The following is a 16448-nucleotide window of genomic DNA, read 5'->3' as shown; positions in this document are numbered from 1 at the left end:
CTGGCTAACCAGAATGACGATGACCTCCTCCCCTGATCGATACGTCTCCACCCGGGGCGATGCCGCCCCGACCGATTTCGCAGAGGCGCTTCTGCGCGGCATGGCCCCCGACGGCGGCCTCTACATGCCGGCCGCCTGGCCGACCCTCGGCGCCGGCACCTGGGCGCCCGGCCGCGCCTATGCGGACATGGCCAGACAGGCGATGGCGCCCTTCATCGGCGACGCCCTGCCCGCAGGGGCCCTCGACCGCGCGCTCGAGCGTCTGACCGCCGGCTTCGCCCCGCCCGAGGTCACGCCACTGCGGAAGCTCGAAGACGGCCTCTATATGCTGGAGCTGTTCCACGGCCCCACCGCCGCCTTCAAGGACCTGGCCATGCAACTGGCCGCAGCCCTGTCATCAGAGGCATTGCAGGCGTCCGGAGAACAGCTGACTCTCGTCACAGCGACCAGCGGCGACACCGGGGCCGCCGCCGTCGCGGCATTCGCCAACACCGACCGCATTCGCCTGATCGTCCTGCATCCACACGAGCGGGTTTCGCCGGTCCAGCGTCGCCAGATGACCACGGTCGATGCGCCCAATGTGCTGAACCTCGCCGTCCGCGGCGACTTCGACGACTGCCAGCGTCTGGTGAAGGGCCTGCTTGCAGACGAAAGCCTGCGCGCCCACGGCCGGTTCTCGTCGGTCAACTCGATCAACTGGGCCCGCCTGGCCGGTCAGATTCCCTACTACGTCTCCGCCGTGTCCCAGCTCGTCGCCATGGGTGAGACCCGCGCCCCGGTCTTCGTGGTCCCCACCGGCAATTTCGGCGACGCCTTCGCCGGCATCGTGGCCCGAAAGATGGGCCTGCCCGTCGCCGGGTTCGTCGCCGCCGTGAACCAGAACGACGCCCTCGCCCGCGCCATCAACGACGGGGTCTATGCCCGCAAGGCCGCCGTCGAGACCGCCAGTGTCAGTATGGACGTCCAGGCCCCGTCCAATTTCGAACGTCTTGTCTTCGAAGCCTCCGGCCGCGGCGCCTCAGCCACCCGCGCCCTGTTCGAAACCTTTGCCGCCGAGGGCGCAGTGACCCTGCCCTCCGCCCTGCTGGCCGCCGTCCGCGCCCAGGTCTCCGCCGTCTCGGTCGACGAACCGGCCACGCGCGAAGAGATCGCCCACGCCCACGCCAGCTGGGGTCAGGTCGTCTGCCCCCACACGGCCGTCGCCCTGTCGGCCGCGCGCGGCGTCGACCGAACCCTGGGTCCCGTCATCGCCCTCGCCACCGCCCACCCTGCCAAGTTCGGCAAGGACGTCGCACCGGTCCTCGGCTTCGATCCCGACCCGCCGAGGGTCATCCGTGACCTGGGTGACCGGGCCGAACGGTTCGAGGTGATCGACGCCGATGCGGATACGGCTCTGGCGGCGGTGCGAGGGTTTGGAGCCTAGGCCCGTTCTCGCCACCACGCGGCTCGACGGAAGAAGGCACCAGGGTCCTTCGGTGTCACCAGCTTGGTCGGATCGTGGAAGATCCGGTCGTGCAGCCGGGTCAGGGTGAAGCGGATGGCGGCGGCCTCTCCCAGCCTCGGCAGGGCGGCGGCCTCGGCAGACGTCAGGGGGCGCACGGCCTCATAGCCACGCCGGAAGGCCTCGACCGCGCCGTGGATCGGCGTCCCCGCCCCGTCGAAGCCCCAGGCGCTCAAGGCGATGGCGAGGTCATAGGCCAGAAGGTCGGTGCAGCCGAAATAGAAGTCGATGACACCCGAGACTTTTCCGTTCTCGAACAGGATGTTGTCCGGGAAATAGTCGGCATGGATCGGCCCGCGTGGCAGGTCCTCCGTCCACGGATCGCCGAGGCGCGCCAGCGCCGCCTCGACACCCTCCAGGATGTCCCGGTCCTCGCCTCTCGCCGCCGTCGCCGACCGGTCCGCCAGCGCTCGCCAGACCACGTGTCCCACCGGATTGGCCCGCTCCACCGGGAAGCCGGCGGCCTCCAGATGCAGCTGCGCCAGCATGGCCCCAGCCGCCTCGACCTCGGCCCGGGACGGGTCGCGCAGCCAGGCGCCCGGAAGCCATTCGATGACCGCCGCCGGCCGCCCGTTCAGCGCCCCGACCCAGTCGCCGTCCATGTTCGAAACGGGCCTCGGAGCCGGGAACGCGCGTGCCGCCAGACGATCGGTCAGACCCAGGCAGAACGGCAGGGAGGCCGCATCTGTCCGTGCCTCGAACAGGGTCAGGACGTGGCGCGCGCCCTCGGTCTCCAGCCGATAATTGGTGTTCTCAACCCCCTCGGCGATGGGATGCAGGGACGCGAACGCGCCCAGCGGATAGTCCGCCAGGAACGCCCGCGCCTGTTCATCAGTAACCGGAGTGAAGACGGCCAATCAGTGGTGACCCAGCGACGCGTGTCGCGCCCGAACGATGTCTGCGAGATCCGCCAGCACGCTCTCGGTCGTCGGCCAACGACCCGCGCCGCGGCCCTTGCAGGACCAGACCCGTCCGTCTTCGCCATAGACCTTCAAGGCGTTGCGCTCCCCGTCGAGGCTCTGGAAGAGCGGATCGTCAAGGCCGACGTCAAGCGAAACCGACGCCGTCAGCCCGGCCTCGTCGCGGAAGCAGGCGCCGATCTGGCGCACCGGCCCGGCGGGGGTGAAGCTCTCGCACAGGACGGCGCAGGCCACATCCGCCTCAGCCGGGGTCCGACCGAAGGCCTCGAACGCCAGCAGTCGCACCTTGGCGGCTGAATCGCGACCCTCAAGGTCCGACGACGGATCCTCCTCGGCGAAGCCCGCGACCCGGGCGTCGGCCAGGGCGTCGGCGAAGTCGGCGCCGGCCTGGAGGCGCGTCAGCATGAAATTGACCGTACCGTTCAACACCGCTTCGAACCCTTTCACAGGCCCGGCCGCCCTGGCCACGCGCAGGGTCTCGATCATCGGCGCCCCGCCGCCGACCGCCGCCGAATAGGCCAGTTGCGATCCATGGGCGCGAGCGGCGTCGGCGAGACCGGCGGGGTCGCGGCTGATCGCCTGTTTGTTGGCGCTGGCCACGTCGATGCCGCGTTCGAGCGCGGCACGGATCAGGTCGTGCCCGGCGCCGCCCTCCGACAGGGCCTCAAGCAGGATGTCGGGCTGGAGCGCCAGCAAGGCCTCCCGATCGGCTGTGAACAGCTCGGCCGGGGCCTCGACATCGCGAGCCTTGGCCGGGTCGCGAACCAGCACGCCGACGACCTCGAACCGGCTGTCCTTCTGAAGCCTTTGCAGCAGACCGCCGCCGACCACGCCGCAGCCGGCGATCGCCACCTTCAGCGGCGCGTCCGGCACGGACGGTCCCGGAGGCGCGGAGTGGTCGCCGACGACGGTGCAGTCAGCGCGACCGAGCGCGGCGACCTCGATCTCAACCGAGCGTTGCTGACCCAGATCGATCGCATCGTGCTGGACCAGAGCGCCGCCATGACGCCTGGCGTCGTCCCAGCTGGCGCGACGATAGCGCAGCGGCTTGCCCGAAGCCGAGGCCGGATCACGGTCGTAGAGGCCGTCCACGTCCTTCACCAGACGAACCCGGCTGAGGCCCAGTTCGGCCGCAAGGAAGACCGCCGTCAGGTCAGATCCGCCGCGTCCGAGCAGCACGACCTTGCCGCGGGTTCCCACCGCGCCGAAGCCCGGGACGACGACGACCTGATGATCCGCCAACGCCTTCCACAGCGCGTCGCTGCGGAGCGATACAGGATGGGCGTGTTCCGAAGGCCCGTCGGCGACGATGCCCAGTTCGCGTACGGACAAGGCCGCCGCGTCCAGCCCGATCCGGTCGCAGGCAATGGCCACGAGCGCCGCCGCCTTCTCCTCGCCCAGGGCCACATAGCCGGGCAGGAGGTCGTTGTCGTGGTCGAGCCCCAGGGCGCGGGCATCGGCGAGCAGTCGGTCCGTGTGGCCGCCGAGCGCCGAAACCACGGCGATGACCTTCCGGCCCGCGCGGACGTGGCCGTAGACCTCCGATGCGACCGCCGGGGCGCAGGACTGGTCCCGGAGGATCGAGGAGCCGAACTTCAGGACCACCACCTCGGCGGCGGGCGAAGCTTCGGCGACCGGTTTCTCGACGACGGCGAGGCGGACGTTGGAGTGGGGCATTGGAGAGATCCGTTCGGGGAGGATGAGTTGGGATTTGGGCAAAGGAAAACCCGCCTGGCCGGGGCCGGGCGGGTCTGGGTTGGCTGGGTGTCTTTCGACCTCCGCGCTAACCTGTTCCCGCCCGCGAGGGGCCGGTGATGGTCATACCGGTGGTGGTCGAAATGAGGGTCGCGAGCGTCATCGACCGGCCCGCGAATGCGGTGGTCGAGGTCGAAACGGCGATGCGGCCGGGACGGGACACGAGCGAAGCCTCTGGAAGATCGTTGATCTCAGGGTGTCGGCACAAACGATCGCCGTCAACCCGGTTCGTGCATCTTTTTTGCGCCCTTCGGCTCCTGCGAGACCTTTCGGTCACAGGGATCGCGCCACACGGGAGTAATGAGGTAGATTTTTTCTCTTGACCGGCGCTCTTCGCACCCGCAACGTAAGGTCACTCATCAAGACCGACCGAGGGATAGGCCCTTTGACGTCGGGGCAACCATCGGTTTCCAGCCGAACGGTGCCAACTCCTGCGAGGGTCCGTTTCGGCGGTTCCGCGAGAGATGAGTGGAGCGTCGACGAGGCGACGTCTCCACGATCTGTCATCGCATCCGGAGCCTTGCTGGGCGGGACGATGCAGACGACGCCATGGCTTTCGACACTCAGACCCTTTCCGCAGACCCCCTCTGTCCTTCGACGGCGCGGCCGGCTGCGATCCTGGCCCGCAAGGGCGGCGGTGCGGTCGATATCGCCGTCGATATCCCCGCCGACTTCCGTCTGCAGTCCGGCGAGCGGCTCGGCCAGAGCAAGATAGTCGGGCGGCTGCACGGCCGGGCCGAAGCGCCGCTGGTCGTCGTGGCCGGCGGCATCTCGGCGGGACGGTTCGTGCACCGGACCGAGACCAACGGCCTGGGCTGGTGGTCGGGCGCGGTGTCGATCCGGGGTCCGATCGACCTGAGCCGCTTCCAGGTCCTGGCCTTCGACTATGCGCCGGAGGCCGCTGAGGGATCGAAACCGGTCACCATCACCACCCATGACCAGGCCCGGCTGCTGCGCCTGATCCTGGACGAGATCGGCGATCCGGTCGTCTCGGCCTTCGTCGGCTGCTCCTACGGCGGGATGATCGCCCTGGCCTTCGGTGAGCTGTTCCCCGAGCGGGTCGAGCAGTTGATCGTCGTCTCCGCCGCCCACCGGGCCCATCCGCAGGCGACGGCCTGGCGCGGCATCCAGCGCCGGATCCTGCAGCTGGCCGAGGCCGCCGGTCGTCCCGAGGACGGCGTCGCCCTGGCCCGCGAACTGGCCATGACCACCTATCGCACGGCCGAGGAGTTCGGCGAGCGGTTCGAGAGCGAGGCCCCGAAATCGGCGGGCCAGGCCTATCCGGTCTGCGAATACCTGACCGCGCGCGGCAAGGCCTACCGGACCCACACAACCCCGGCGCGGTGGCTGTCTCTGTCCGACTCGATCGACCGCCACAACGTCACGCCCGAGGCGATCCGGACGCCGGTGACCCTGGTCGGCTTCACCTCCGACCGGCTGGTTCCGATCGACGACATTCGCGAACTGGCCGCCCGCCTGCCCGCCCTCTTCCGGCTGGTCGAGGCCCCGTCCCTGTACGGCCACGACGCCTTTCTGAAGGAGGACGAGGCGGTCGCCGCCATCCTCCGTTCCGCGCTCAAGGAGATCGACCAATGACCCGTCCCACCGGCAAGCGCCCGCACGACGTCCGCACCACCTGCGCCCGCTCGGGGGTCGATCAGGACCCGGCCCACGGTTCGGTCATGCCGCCGCTCTATCTGTCCTCGAACTATTCGTTCGCGGGCTTCGAGCAGAAGCGGAAATACGACTACAGCCGCTCGGGCAATCCGACCCGCGACGTGCTGGCCGAGACCCTGGCCGAGCTGGAGGGCGGTGCCGGCTGCGTGGTCACGGCGACGGGCATGGCGGCGGTCGATCTGCCGCTGAGCCTGCTGGAGCCCGGCGACCTGCTGATCGCGCCGCACGACTGTTACGGCGGGACCCACCGCCTGTTGTGCGCCCGGGCGAGGAAGGGGCATTTCGAGGTGCTGTGGGTCGACCAGGGCGATCCGGTCGCCCTCGACGCGGCCCTGGCCCTGAACCCGAAACTGGTGCTGGTCGAGACGCCGTCCAACCCCCTGTTGCGGGTCGTCGACATCGCCGACATCTGCACCCGCGCCCACCGGGTCGGCGCCAAGGTGGTGGCGGACAACACATTCCTGTCGCCGGCCCTGCAGCGGCCGATCGAACTGGGTGCCGACATCGTCGTCCACTCGACGACCAAATACATCAACGGGCATTCGGACGTGGTCGGGGGGGCGGTGATCGCGGCGGATCCGGCGGATCATGCGGAGCTGGCCTGGTGGGCCAACTGCCTGGGCGTCACCGGCTCGCCGTTCGACGCCTATCTGACCCTGCGCGGGGTGCGGACGCTGTTCGCCCGCATCGAACGGCAGCAGACCACGGCGGGCAAGGTCGCCGAGCTGCTGGAGGCCCACCCGGCCGTGTCGGCCGTCCACTATCCGGGCCTCAAATCCCACCCGAACCACGAACTGGCCGCGCGGCAGCAGCAGGGGCCGGGCGCCATGCTGAGCTTCGAATTGGCCGGCGGCGTCGATGCCGTGCGCCAGATGGTCGAGACGCTGGAGACCTTCACCCTGGCCGAGTCGCTGGGCGGGGTCGAAAGCCTGATCGCCCACCCGGCCACCATGACCCACGCCGCCATGACCCCGGAGGCCCGCGTCGTCGCCGGTATCACCGACGGCCTGCTGCGGCTGTCGGTCGGGCTGGAGCACGAGGACGACCTGATCTCCGATCTGGTTCAGGCTCTGGATGCGCTGGCGGAGGTGCGGGCGGAGGCGGCCTGACTGGACTCGGAAAAACAGGGTGCAAAGAGTCCAAAACCTGCGGGACGCTCGAAGCAGATTGAGTTATCTCACTGATTTATAGGTGAAAGATTTTCCGATCCGGTTTGGACTCCGGTTTCACTCTCGGTCGTCGTGTCTGGCGATTTCAAAGACCCGGTCGAGACGTGGGTCGCGGCCTGCCCGCGCGCAAGCCACGTCTAGGAATAAATCCTCTGGTCAGTGCCATCTTCCGTCATCCTCGGGCTTGACCCGAGGATGACGGAAGAAGTGGGGAAGCCGTTTGAGGCGCAGGCCTCGACCGCCTCGGCAGCGACGTGGATTTAACGGGCGTTACGTCGGCTGTGGACGGTTCTGCATCGCGCCGGTCATGGGGATGAAGAAGACCCCCACGTCGCGGCGGCTGCGGACGCGGCCGTCGGCGTCCTTGGTGTAGACATAGAGGACCTGGCCGCGGCGGAAGGGCTGGCCGATGGGGATGATCAGCTTGCCGCCGGGTTTGAGCTGGCGGAACAGCTCGGGCGGGGCGTACTGGGCGACGCAGGTCAGCATGATGGTGTCGAAACCCTCGGTCACCTCGGGCCAGCCGAAATAGCCGTCGCCGACCTTGCCGTGGACGTTGTCGTAGCCGAGCGGGGCCCAGATCTTGCCGACCGCCTCGCCGATCGGCTGGATGATCTCGATGGTGTAGCTGTCGCGCACGACGCGGCTGAGCAGGGACGACTGGAAGCCCGAGCCGGTGCCGATTTCCAGCGTCACGTCGGTCGGCTTCGGGGCCGCGAGCTGGGTCATATAGGCCTGACCCAGATAGTCCGAGAGCACGCTGCCGTGGCCGATGGCCCAGGGTTTGGGGCTGGCCTCCCAGGCCTGGTAGGCGGTCGAGGTGTCCGACGCATAGGCGTAGTGGAAATACTCGCGCGGCAGGCTTTCGAAGGCCTTGATGACGTTCGGATCGTGGGCACCGAAGCGGCCGTCGAGATAGGTCTTGATGCGTTCGATGGCGGCAGGCTTGCGGGCCTGGATCTCGGCGAACTGGGCCTCGGTGATCGCGTGCGGGCGGCCGGACGCCGACATGGCGGCGTTGAACCGGGCGAAGGTCCAGGGCTCTGTCGGCATGCGGACGGTTGCGGAGACCGCCGAGGCTTCCCCGGCGGCGACCGTTGTCGGGGCGGCGGGCGCGGCAGCCCCTGCCCCGCCCGCGGCCTGGGTCGGGTTGAGCCGGGCCTGGACGGACTTCATCGTGTTCTCGTCGCAGGCGGCGAGCCCGGTCAGGGAGGCGGCGCCGACGGCGGTCAACAGGGTGCGGCGGTCCATCATCGTGCGATCAGGGGTCATGCGGGGCTCGTCTGGCTCTGGTCAGACTGGCCCGGGCCAGTCTGTTCCGGGAAGGGGTCAAGTCGGGCGGGCTCGGGGTCCGGCAGGTCGCCGAAGGGATTGGTCGGGACGGCGGGTTCGAACATCGGGACGGTCTTTCGCACAGCTGCGGCGACCGGCAGGACGAGGAAGGCGAGCGCGTAGAGGCCGGCCGCCACGATCAGGAGGGACGAGAAGCCGACATCGCGGCTCATCAGATTGGCGAGCGGGGTGGCGACCACGGAGAAGGCACCGTTCAGCCCCCAGGCCCAGGGCAATGCCCGGCCATCGCCGACCTGGATGAGGCCCAGGGGGAAGGGCAGGCCCAGCGCCAGCGACACGGGCGCGGCGGCAAGGATGACCAGTCCGGCCTTTACGATCCAGGGCTGATCCAGCGACGTCATCATGAACTGCTCGGCGCCGACCAGCATGGCGCCGATCCAGCCGAGGACCACGATCAGGCCGATGAAGGAGGCGACCTTGGGCAGGCGCGCGCACTGACCGGCGATCATGCTGCCGAGGCCTGAGAAGATCAGCATGGCCGTCAGGACCAGGGCGAAGGCCGACGAATAGTCGTTGAGATAGAAGGCCGCCTTGTCGATCAGGAAGATCTCGACCAGCAGGAAGCCAAGGCCCAACGCCGGGAAATAGAGGGCGGGCCAGAGTTTCGACGTCTCCTTCACCCCGCCCGCGCGGCGACGGAACAGGGCGGGGGCGACCAGCACCAGCAGGGCGATGAGGATGGCCTGACCGAGGACGGCGATGTTCACCAGGGCACCGATCTCGGCCTGGGGCAGGACCTCCAGTCGTTTGATCAATGTGTCGAGGCGTTCGAGGCGCAGGGACGAATAGAAGGCCGGGCGGTCGAGCGTAGCGGGGCGGACGTGGAAGGCCTGAGACGACGGCGACGGCCGGCCGGCTAGGACGGCGGCGACCTCGTTGGCGATCGCGTCGTCGGGGCCGTTCGAGGTCATCTGGCCGGTCTCGAACGAGACGCTCGGCAGGTCATTGAACAGGGTCGCGCGGGCGGCGATCACGTCCATGCCCGGGTGCCAGGAGACGTCGAACGACCGCGCAGCGCACCAGGCCTGAAGCGCGGCGACATCGGCGGCGGACCAGACGGTCGGGCTGATCAGGATGCGGGCGTTCCAGGCGGAGCGGTAGATGAGGACGTGGTCGGCGGGGTTGGCGATGCCCTTGGCCACCAACGCTTCGCGGGCGGTCGAGAGCACGCGCAGGGCATAGACCGGGAAGTCACGGATGGAGACGGAGATCGACACCATCCCACCCGGCTTCAGCGCGGCGAGATAGGCGGCGAGCGCCTCCCCGGTGACGCCCGTGACGTTGGCGGGGGCCGCGTCCACGAAGTCGGCGGAGACGTCGATGATGTCGTAGGCGTTGGGCCCGGCGCGCCAGGCGGCGGCGATGGGGCCTCCGTCCAGCAGGGTGACCCTGGCGTCCGCGGCGAGCGCCGGGGACGGGCCGAGACCGGCGCTGAGGGCGTGTCGCAGGACAGGCTCGCCCTCGACGCCGTCGACGCGGGCGGCGCCGAGCGTCAGGGCCTCGGCGACGCGATAGCCGCCGGACAGGCCGACGAGCAGGACGGCCGGCTGTTGGCGCAGGACGTAGGGGGCGGCGCTGAGGGCGCTCGGGGCGTAGGCGGCGTCCAGCGGGCCGGCCTTGGGCAGGGAGGCGATGCGGTTGCCGTCGCGATACAGGCCATAGGTCGAGGGCGGACCGGCGATCCCCATCAGGCCGGCGTTGTTGGAGACGTCGGCGTCGACCCGCTCGGTGAAGTTCTCGAGCAGCAGATAGTGGCCACGCGGCTGGCGGATCTCGGCGACGACGGCCGCGCCCGGCGTGTTCAGCGGGGCGTAGATGGCCTTGAACTCGGAGAAGGCCGGGGGCGCGCCGAGGAACAGGATGGCTTCGCCCCCGATCAGCGCCGCCCCGGCCAGCCCGATGCCCAGCCCACGGAACCGGCCGGGCTGGAACAGGGGAGCCAAGGCCAGGGGGATCAGCAGGACCGGGGCCAGCAGGAAGGGGTGGACGACGAACATCAGGCCCAGCGCCAGGGCCGCGCCGAGCCCTGCGCCGATCAGGTCGTAGCCGTAGACCCGGCCGATCTCCCGGTGGTTCAGGACAAAGATCAGGCTGATGTAGAGGCCGGCGAGGAAGAAGAAGGGCAACAGGGCCGCGTAATAGAGGCCGATGTTCTTCACCTGATCGGGCCAGGTGGTCGGGTTCTGGAGCTGCAGGGGGTTGAAGGCGTTGGCGGTGACCAGCTGGTATCCGACGGCCGCGGCGATCACCATGGCGGCGGGCAGGACGGTCCTGAGGATCACGCCGTGCCGGGCGACGCTGTCGCGGAACAGGGCGACCACCACGCCGGACAGGGCGAACCCGGCCATGACGATGGAGATGATCCAGTAGCCGTACTCCGACCATTTCGCGACGGCGAAATAGCGGGTCAGGGCGTTCTCGATCCCGACCACCCCCATGGCGATCAGGAACAACGGGATCAGGGCCGCGCGGGTCTTGCCCGTCAGATCGGAGGCGGCGTTCAATGGACGGTTCCTTGCGCGACGCGGTGGTCGAGGAAGTCCAGCAACAGGGCGTTGAACCGCTCCGGCTCATCGACGAACAGGGCGTGGCCCGCGTCCTCGAAGACGGTCAGCGAGGCGTCCGGATGGGTGCGGACGAGGTTTTCGCCCTGCTCGCGCCAGCGGGGCCGGACGACATAGAGGACCGGCCGGTCGGTGGCGTGGACGGCGGCGCGCCAGTATTCGCGTGGCACGTCATAGGCCAGCAGGCGGCGCTCGTCCTCGACGCTCATCCGCAGGGCCTGATCGGTCAGGCGGGCGCGATAATCCGCACCCGGATCATGGGCGAACATGGAGGTGACGAAGGCGGCCCGGCGTTCGCGGCGTTCGCGGGGCGTCGGCTCCGGCGGCGGAGCGGCGGAGCGCTGCGGGGTCGAGGCTGCGCGCGGCGCCGGCTCTTCGCCGATCGAATTGTCGATCAGGACGAGGCCGGCGATCCGGTCGACCCCGCCGTCGGCGACCCAGGCCAGGCTGTCGAGCACGCCCAGGGACCAGCCGACGAGAACGACCGGGCCTTCGGCGGCATGGTCGATCAGCTCGCCGATATCCCGGCCGCGACGCTCATGGGTATAGCCGAAACGGGTGACCTCGCTCTCGCCCTGGCCACGCGGGTCGAGGGCGAGGACATGGTAGCGGTCGGACAGGGCGTCGATCTGCGCCTCGAAGATCCAGGCGGGCATGGTCCAGCCGGGCACGAAGACCACGGTCCGGGCTCCGCTAGGACCCGCCTCCAGATAGTGGAGGCGGGCCCCGTCGGAAGTGATGAAGCTGCGGCTTTCCGCCTCGACCGTACCCCCCGATACGGCCGTCGCACTCGCGAGAACGGCTCCGCCCAGCACGCCGACCATGGCCGCCCGTGTCCATGTCGGCAGGGTCAGGAATCCGTTACGCCCCATCGGGCGGCATGTGACGCAGACCTGAGTTCTCTGTCGACAGGGTTCCCCGGGGGCGGGAGCGATAGGGTTAAGCCCGTGGCCCGAACGGCACGGCACCCTCCTCCCCCGACGGGGGAGGATCAGCGGGGCCCGAACGGCACGACCTTGTTGTCGCGGTCGTGGGCGATGTCGGCGGGGCCGAGGTAGGGGATGCCCGACCGCTCGCACCAGAACTGGACGATCTGTTCGCCGGTCAGGCCGAAGTCGGGCTCGTTGACCGTGACGTCGGTGAAGCGACCGGCGCGAATGCCCGCCACGCGACGGATCGACGGCTGGCTGGTCAAATGGAACATCATCCGGTCAAGGCGGTAGGCGGCCTCGGACACGTCCTCCAGCATCAGGACATGGCCGGTCAGGTCGGGCTCCAGCGACGTGCCCAGCAGCTGGTCGAGGACCGTCAGGTTGAAGGCGACGGCCGGGCGGGGGTCGGTCACCAGCGACGCTTCCAGCCCCTCGGTCTCGCCCTTGCGCAGCCAGTTGAGGGAGCGGAAGCCGGTCGGATCGTTGCGCACCCCGTCCGAGGCCATGGGGCCGTGGGCGACGTCGAAGCCGTTCTTGTAGAGGATGGCCAGCATCGAGCCGACGTCGGAATAGCCGAGGTACCGCTTCTGTTGCGCCACATCCGTCAGGCGCGGCATGACCGCCTCGGCGATGCGGCAGGAGCCGTAGCCACCGCGCGCGAACCAGATGTGATCCAGACGCGGATCGTTGGCGAACTCCACGAAGGCATCGGCGCGGGCGGCGTCGTCGCCGGCGAAATGGCCCGACTTGTCGAAGCTGTTGGGGTGGAAGGCGACGGTGACCTCGCCAAGTGGGAACTTGAGGTCGAACCAGGCCTGAATGGCCTCGGCGCGCTCCCTGGCGAAGCGGGACGAGACGGCGACGACCCCGATTTTCATTCTTGTGTTCCCTCCCCGGCTTCTCCTCTTTAGTCACCGGACCATGAGCGAACCATCCTATTTCTTCTGCGGCATCGGCGGGTCGGGCATGCTGCCCCTGGCGATGATCGTCCAGGCGCGGGGCGCGGCGGTCGAGGGCTCGGACCGGGCGCTGGACCAGGGCCGGACGCCGGAGAAGTTCGACTGGCTGCGGGGGCACGGCATCGTGCTGCATGCCCAGGACGGGTCGGGCGTGCGAGCGGACCAGACCGTGGTGGCGACCGGCGCGGTAGAGGACACTGTGCCGGACATCGGGGCGGCGAAACGGGTCGGGGCGCAGATCGTCACCCGGCCGCAGTTGCTGTCGCAGATCTTCAATGCGGCACCGACCTCGGTCGGCGTGGCGGGGACCAGCGGCAAGTCGACGATCACCGGGATGATCGCCTGGATCCTGAGCCAGTCGGACCGCAGGCCGACGGTCATGAACGGCGCGGTGATGCGCAACTTCGCCGACGCGGACCATCCGTTCGCCAGCGCCCTGGTGGGGAGCGCCGACCTGTTCGTGGCCGAGGTGGACGAGAGCGACGGCTCGATCGCCCGCTACGATCCGACGGTGGCGGTGGTGTCGAACATCTCGCTGGACCATAAGTCGATGGAGGAGCTGCGCGATCTGTTCGGCGGTTTCACCGGCCGGGCGCGGACTGCGGTGCTGAACCTCGACAACGTCGAGACGGCCGCCCTCGCCCAGACCATGGTCGACGACGGGCGAGCCGGGGCGGTGCTGACCTTCGCTCTGGGGAACAAGGCGGCGGACCTGTCGGCGCACGATCTGAAGCCCCTGCCCGCCGGCATGACCTTCGACCTGACCGAGCGGTCGAGCGGGACGAGGATCACCGCGGCCCTGAACGTGCCCGGCGCGCACAATGTCGCCAATGCGCTGGCGGCCCTGGGGGCAGTGCTGGCGCTGGGCGTGCCGCTGGAAGACGCTGTCAGGTCGCTGGAGAGCTTCGCCGGGATCAGGCGGCGGATGGAGGTGGTCGGCGTCGCGAACGGGATCACGGTGCTGGACGACTTCGCCCACAACCCGGACAAGATCGCCGCGACGGTGAAGACACTGCACGCCTTCGACGGGCGGTTGCTGATCCTGTTCCAGCCGCACGGCTTCGGGCCGCTGAGGCTGATGAAGCGCGAGTTCATCGAGACCTTCGCCGGGCTGCTGAAGTCCGACGACCTGCTGCTGATGCCGGAGCCCGTCTATTACGGCGGCACGACGGACCGCAGCGTGGGATCGGAAGACATCGCCGCGGGCGTCCGCGCCGAGGGCCGGAACGCCGAGGCCCTGCATGACCGTGCGGCCTGTGGCGACCGGCTGGTCGAGCTGGCCAGGCCCGGCGACCGGATCATCATCATGGGCGCGCGGGACGACACGCTTTCGACCTTCGCGGCCGAGCTTCTGGGCCGCCTGTAGTCCTCCCCCATCGGGGGAGGGGGACCGCGTCTTCGCGGTGGAGGGGGCCGATCCCGGACACCGGGTTCGCGGCCTGCCCCCTCCGTCACGGCGCGAAGCCGCGCCGCGCCTAGAGGATCGGGTCGTATACGAGCCGACCGCAAGCCCCCGACGGGGGAGGATTGGACGCAGATGAACCTTGGGCGAAGTGAGGTATTCGAGTCGCATGTTGCAAGACATCCCTGCCGACCTTCCCGACATCGTCGTCACCGCCGCGCGTCTGCCGCCTGCCGCGGGGGACGCGGCCTTCTCCGTGATCCGGCTGGACCAGCGGGTGCTGGGCCGGGCCACGCGGATCGACGAGGCGTTGCAGACCGTGCCGGCGGTCAGTCTGTTCAGGCGCACGTCGAGCCTCGCGGCCAATCCGACGACCCAGGGGATTTCGCTGAGAGCCATCGCGCCGTCGGGGGCGGGACGGGCCCTTGTGACGCTGGACGGCGTGCCGCTCAACGATCCGTTCGGGGGCTGGGTGCTGTGGTCGCAGGCGGTGCCGGAAAGCCTGTCGGGACTGGATGTCGTGCGCGGTGCCGGGGCCGGGGCCTATGGTGCCGGGGCCCTGACCGGGGTGATCCAGCTGCGCGAACGCGATGGCGGCGGCGGGGCGCTGGACGTCTCGGTCGACGAGGATGGCAGGCGGCGGCTGGCGGCGGCCACGACCCTGGGCGCCGGGCGGTTCGCCCTGACCGGATCGGTGCAGCGGGAACTGAGCGACGGCTATGTCCCCGTGCGGGGCGCGGCGGCGGGAGCGGCGGACACGCCGCTGGATCTGGCGACGCTGAGCGGATCGATCCGCGCAGACGTGGCGATCGATCCGGCGACCGCGTTGTCGCTGCGCGGCTCGGCCTATGAGGAGGATCGGGGGTCCGGGCTGGCGGGGGCCCGGTCGTCAGCGACCGGTCAGAGCTATGCGGCGACCGTGTCACGCACCCCCTCGGCCGGACGGTCGGGCTGGCGGGTGCAGATTTGGCGACGCGAGAGCGACTTCGCCAACACCTCGGTCGCCGTAGCGGCCGGGCGCGGGTCGACGACGCCTGCGAATGACCAGTTCGCCACCCCGGCCGAGGGCTGGGGTGGCAATGTCGCGCTGAGGCGTGTCGCGGTCGATCTGGCCGGAGGACGGCTGGAGTGGGAACTGGGCGCGGACGCCCGCTTCAACGAGGGCGAGACGCGCGAGCGGTTTCGCTACATGACAGTGGCGGGGGTCGGTGCCTTCACGCGGGACCGGGTCGCAGGCGGCGAGACCTCGGTCGCCGGGGCCTATGGAGAGGCGTCGTGGACCGCCGGCCCATGGCTGGTCGCGGGCGGGCTTCGTCTCGACGGCTGGGAGACGGCGAACGGGCGGCGGATCGAGCGCGACCGTGCAACGGGCCTCGCGACCCTGGACGAGACCGACCCGGACCGGTCGGGCGAGGTGGTCAGCGCCCGCCTGGCTCTCCGGCGTGATCTGGGTGACGGTCTGGCCGCCCGCGCCGCCGCCTATTCCGGCTTTCGGCCCGCCACCCTCAACGAGCTCCATCGCCCGTTTCGGGTCGGCAACGACCTGACCGAGGCCAATGCGGCGCTGGTTCCCGAAGAACTTCAGGGCGTCGAGATCGGGCTCGGCCGGAACGACGGGCCCACTTTGGTCGCCGCGACCCTGTTCTGGAACAGGATCGAGGACGCGATCGTCAATGTCACGATCGGCACAGGACCCGGGACCTTCCGGCGCGCGGGCTTCGTCCCCGCCGGCGGCGTGCTGCGCCAGCGTCAGAACGCCGGCACCATCGAGGCGACGGGGCTGGAGCTGACGGCCTCGCACCGGCTGGATGCGACCCTGTCGCTGGACGCCGCCCTGTCAGTCACCGACGCCCGGCTGGACGGCGGGACCGCGGCCCCGCAGCTGACCGACCTGCGCCCCGCCCAGGCCCCGGTCTGGAGCGCGACCGCGGGGCTTGACTGGCGCGCGAGCGAGCGCCTGACGCTCGTCGCCCGGGCCCGTTACGAGAGCCGCCGCTTCGAGGACGATCTGAACAGCCGGATGCTGGACGGAGCGGTCACACTGGACCTCAGGGCCGAGTGGACGGTCCGCGACGGGATCATCGCCTGGGCCGCAGCGGACAATCTGTTCGACGCCGAGGTCGAGGTCTCCGAAACGGGCGACGGCGTCGCGGGCTTCGGTCCTCCCCGGACCGTCAGGGCGGGCCTGTCACTGAGCTGGTGACGCCCCCGCCGGG

12 protein-coding genes and 1 riboswitch are annotated in these 16448 nt (G+C 69.7%); of the genes, 5 read left to right on the top strand and 7 right to left on the bottom strand.

Annotation, left to right across the window (positions count from 1 at the left end; all coding sequences use genetic code 11):
• The first annotated feature begins 13 nt into the window (after positions 1–13).
• Positions 14–1423: a threonine synthase gene (gene thrC / locus ACW18A_RS01940; protein WP_492023140.1), complete on the top strand. Its 1410-nt coding sequence runs from the start codon at positions 14–16 to the stop codon at positions 1421–1423.
• On the opposite strand, the gene thrB is transcribed toward thrC, so the two are convergent.
• The 3 genes from thrB to ACW18A_RS01925 form a co-directional block, all read right to left on the bottom strand.
• Positions 1420–2358, bottom strand: coding sequence for a homoserine kinase (gene thrB, locus ACW18A_RS01935; protein ID WP_492023139.1), 939 nt, complete (start codon positions 2356–2358; stop codon positions 1420–1422). The two genes, thrC and thrB, sit on opposite strands and share 4 nt — an antisense overlap.
• Positions 2359–4098, bottom strand: a complete 1740-nt coding sequence (locus ACW18A_RS01930; RefSeq protein ID WP_492023138.1) for an amino acid kinase family protein — start codon at positions 4096–4098, stop codon at positions 2359–2361.
• A 106-nt stretch (positions 4099–4204) separates the two neighbouring features.
• Positions 4205–4339 (bottom strand): hypothetical protein, encoded by a 135-nt coding sequence (locus ACW18A_RS01925; protein WP_492023137.1) that lies wholly within the window; start codon positions 4337–4339, stop codon positions 4205–4207.
• Between the two features lie 190 nt (positions 4340–4529).
• Positions 4530–4647: riboswitch (SAM riboswitch) on the top strand.
• 78 nt (positions 4648–4725) lie between these two features.
• Between ACW18A_RS01925 and metX the strand changes: the two genes are divergently transcribed.
• On the top strand, positions 4726–5772 hold the full coding sequence (gene metX / locus ACW18A_RS01920) for a homoserine O-succinyltransferase MetX (protein WP_492023136.1): 1047 nt from the start codon (positions 4726–4728) through the stop codon (positions 5770–5772).
• On the top strand, positions 5769–6962 hold the full coding sequence (metB, locus tag ACW18A_RS01915) for a cystathionine gamma-synthase (protein WP_492023135.1): 1194 nt from the start codon (positions 5769–5771) through the stop codon (positions 6960–6962). Before metX ends, metB begins: the two co-directional genes overlap by 4 nt.
• Before the next feature lie 330 nt (positions 6963–7292).
• Here metB and ACW18A_RS01910 read toward each other — a convergent pair whose 3' ends face one another.
• The 4 genes from ACW18A_RS01910 to ACW18A_RS01895 form a co-directional block, all read right to left on the bottom strand.
• Entirely contained in the window at positions 7293–8294 is a 1002-nt protein-coding gene (locus ACW18A_RS01910) for a protein-L-isoaspartate O-methyltransferase family protein (RefSeq protein WP_492023134.1), read from the bottom strand.
• Positions 8291–10879, bottom strand: coding sequence for a hypothetical protein (locus tag ACW18A_RS01905; protein WP_492023133.1), 2589 nt, complete (start codon positions 10877–10879; stop codon positions 8291–8293). Before ACW18A_RS01905 ends, ACW18A_RS01910 begins: the two co-directional genes overlap by 4 nt.
• Positions 10876–11811, bottom strand: coding sequence for an alpha/beta fold hydrolase (locus ACW18A_RS01900; RefSeq protein WP_492023132.1), 936 nt, complete (start codon positions 11809–11811; stop codon positions 10876–10878). Before ACW18A_RS01900 ends, ACW18A_RS01905 begins: the two co-directional genes overlap by 4 nt.
• A gap of 119 nt (positions 11812–11930) precedes the next feature.
• Positions 11931–12749 carry an LD-carboxypeptidase gene (locus ACW18A_RS01895; RefSeq protein WP_492023131.1) on the bottom strand — a complete coding sequence of 273 codons (819 nt, stop codon included), beginning with the start codon at positions 12747–12749 and terminating at the stop codon, positions 11931–11933.
• Between the two features lie 43 nt (positions 12750–12792).
• Here ACW18A_RS01895 and ACW18A_RS01890 point away from each other — a divergent pair, with 43 nt between their 5' ends.
• Entirely contained in the window at positions 12793–14196 is a 1404-nt protein-coding gene (locus ACW18A_RS01890) for a glutamate ligase domain-containing protein (RefSeq protein WP_492023130.1), read from the top strand.
• A 205-nt stretch (positions 14197–14401) separates the two neighbouring features.
• Complete coding sequence (locus tag ACW18A_RS01885) at positions 14402–16435, top strand: TonB-dependent receptor (protein ID WP_492023129.1); 2034 nt, start codon at positions 14402–14404, stop codon at positions 16433–16435.
• Positions 16436–16448 lie beyond the last annotated feature (13 nt).

The sequence above is a fragment of the Brevundimonas sp. AVps5 genome, from assembly GCF_058681515.1.
This window is presented reverse-complemented; position numbering and strand designations above follow the sequence as displayed.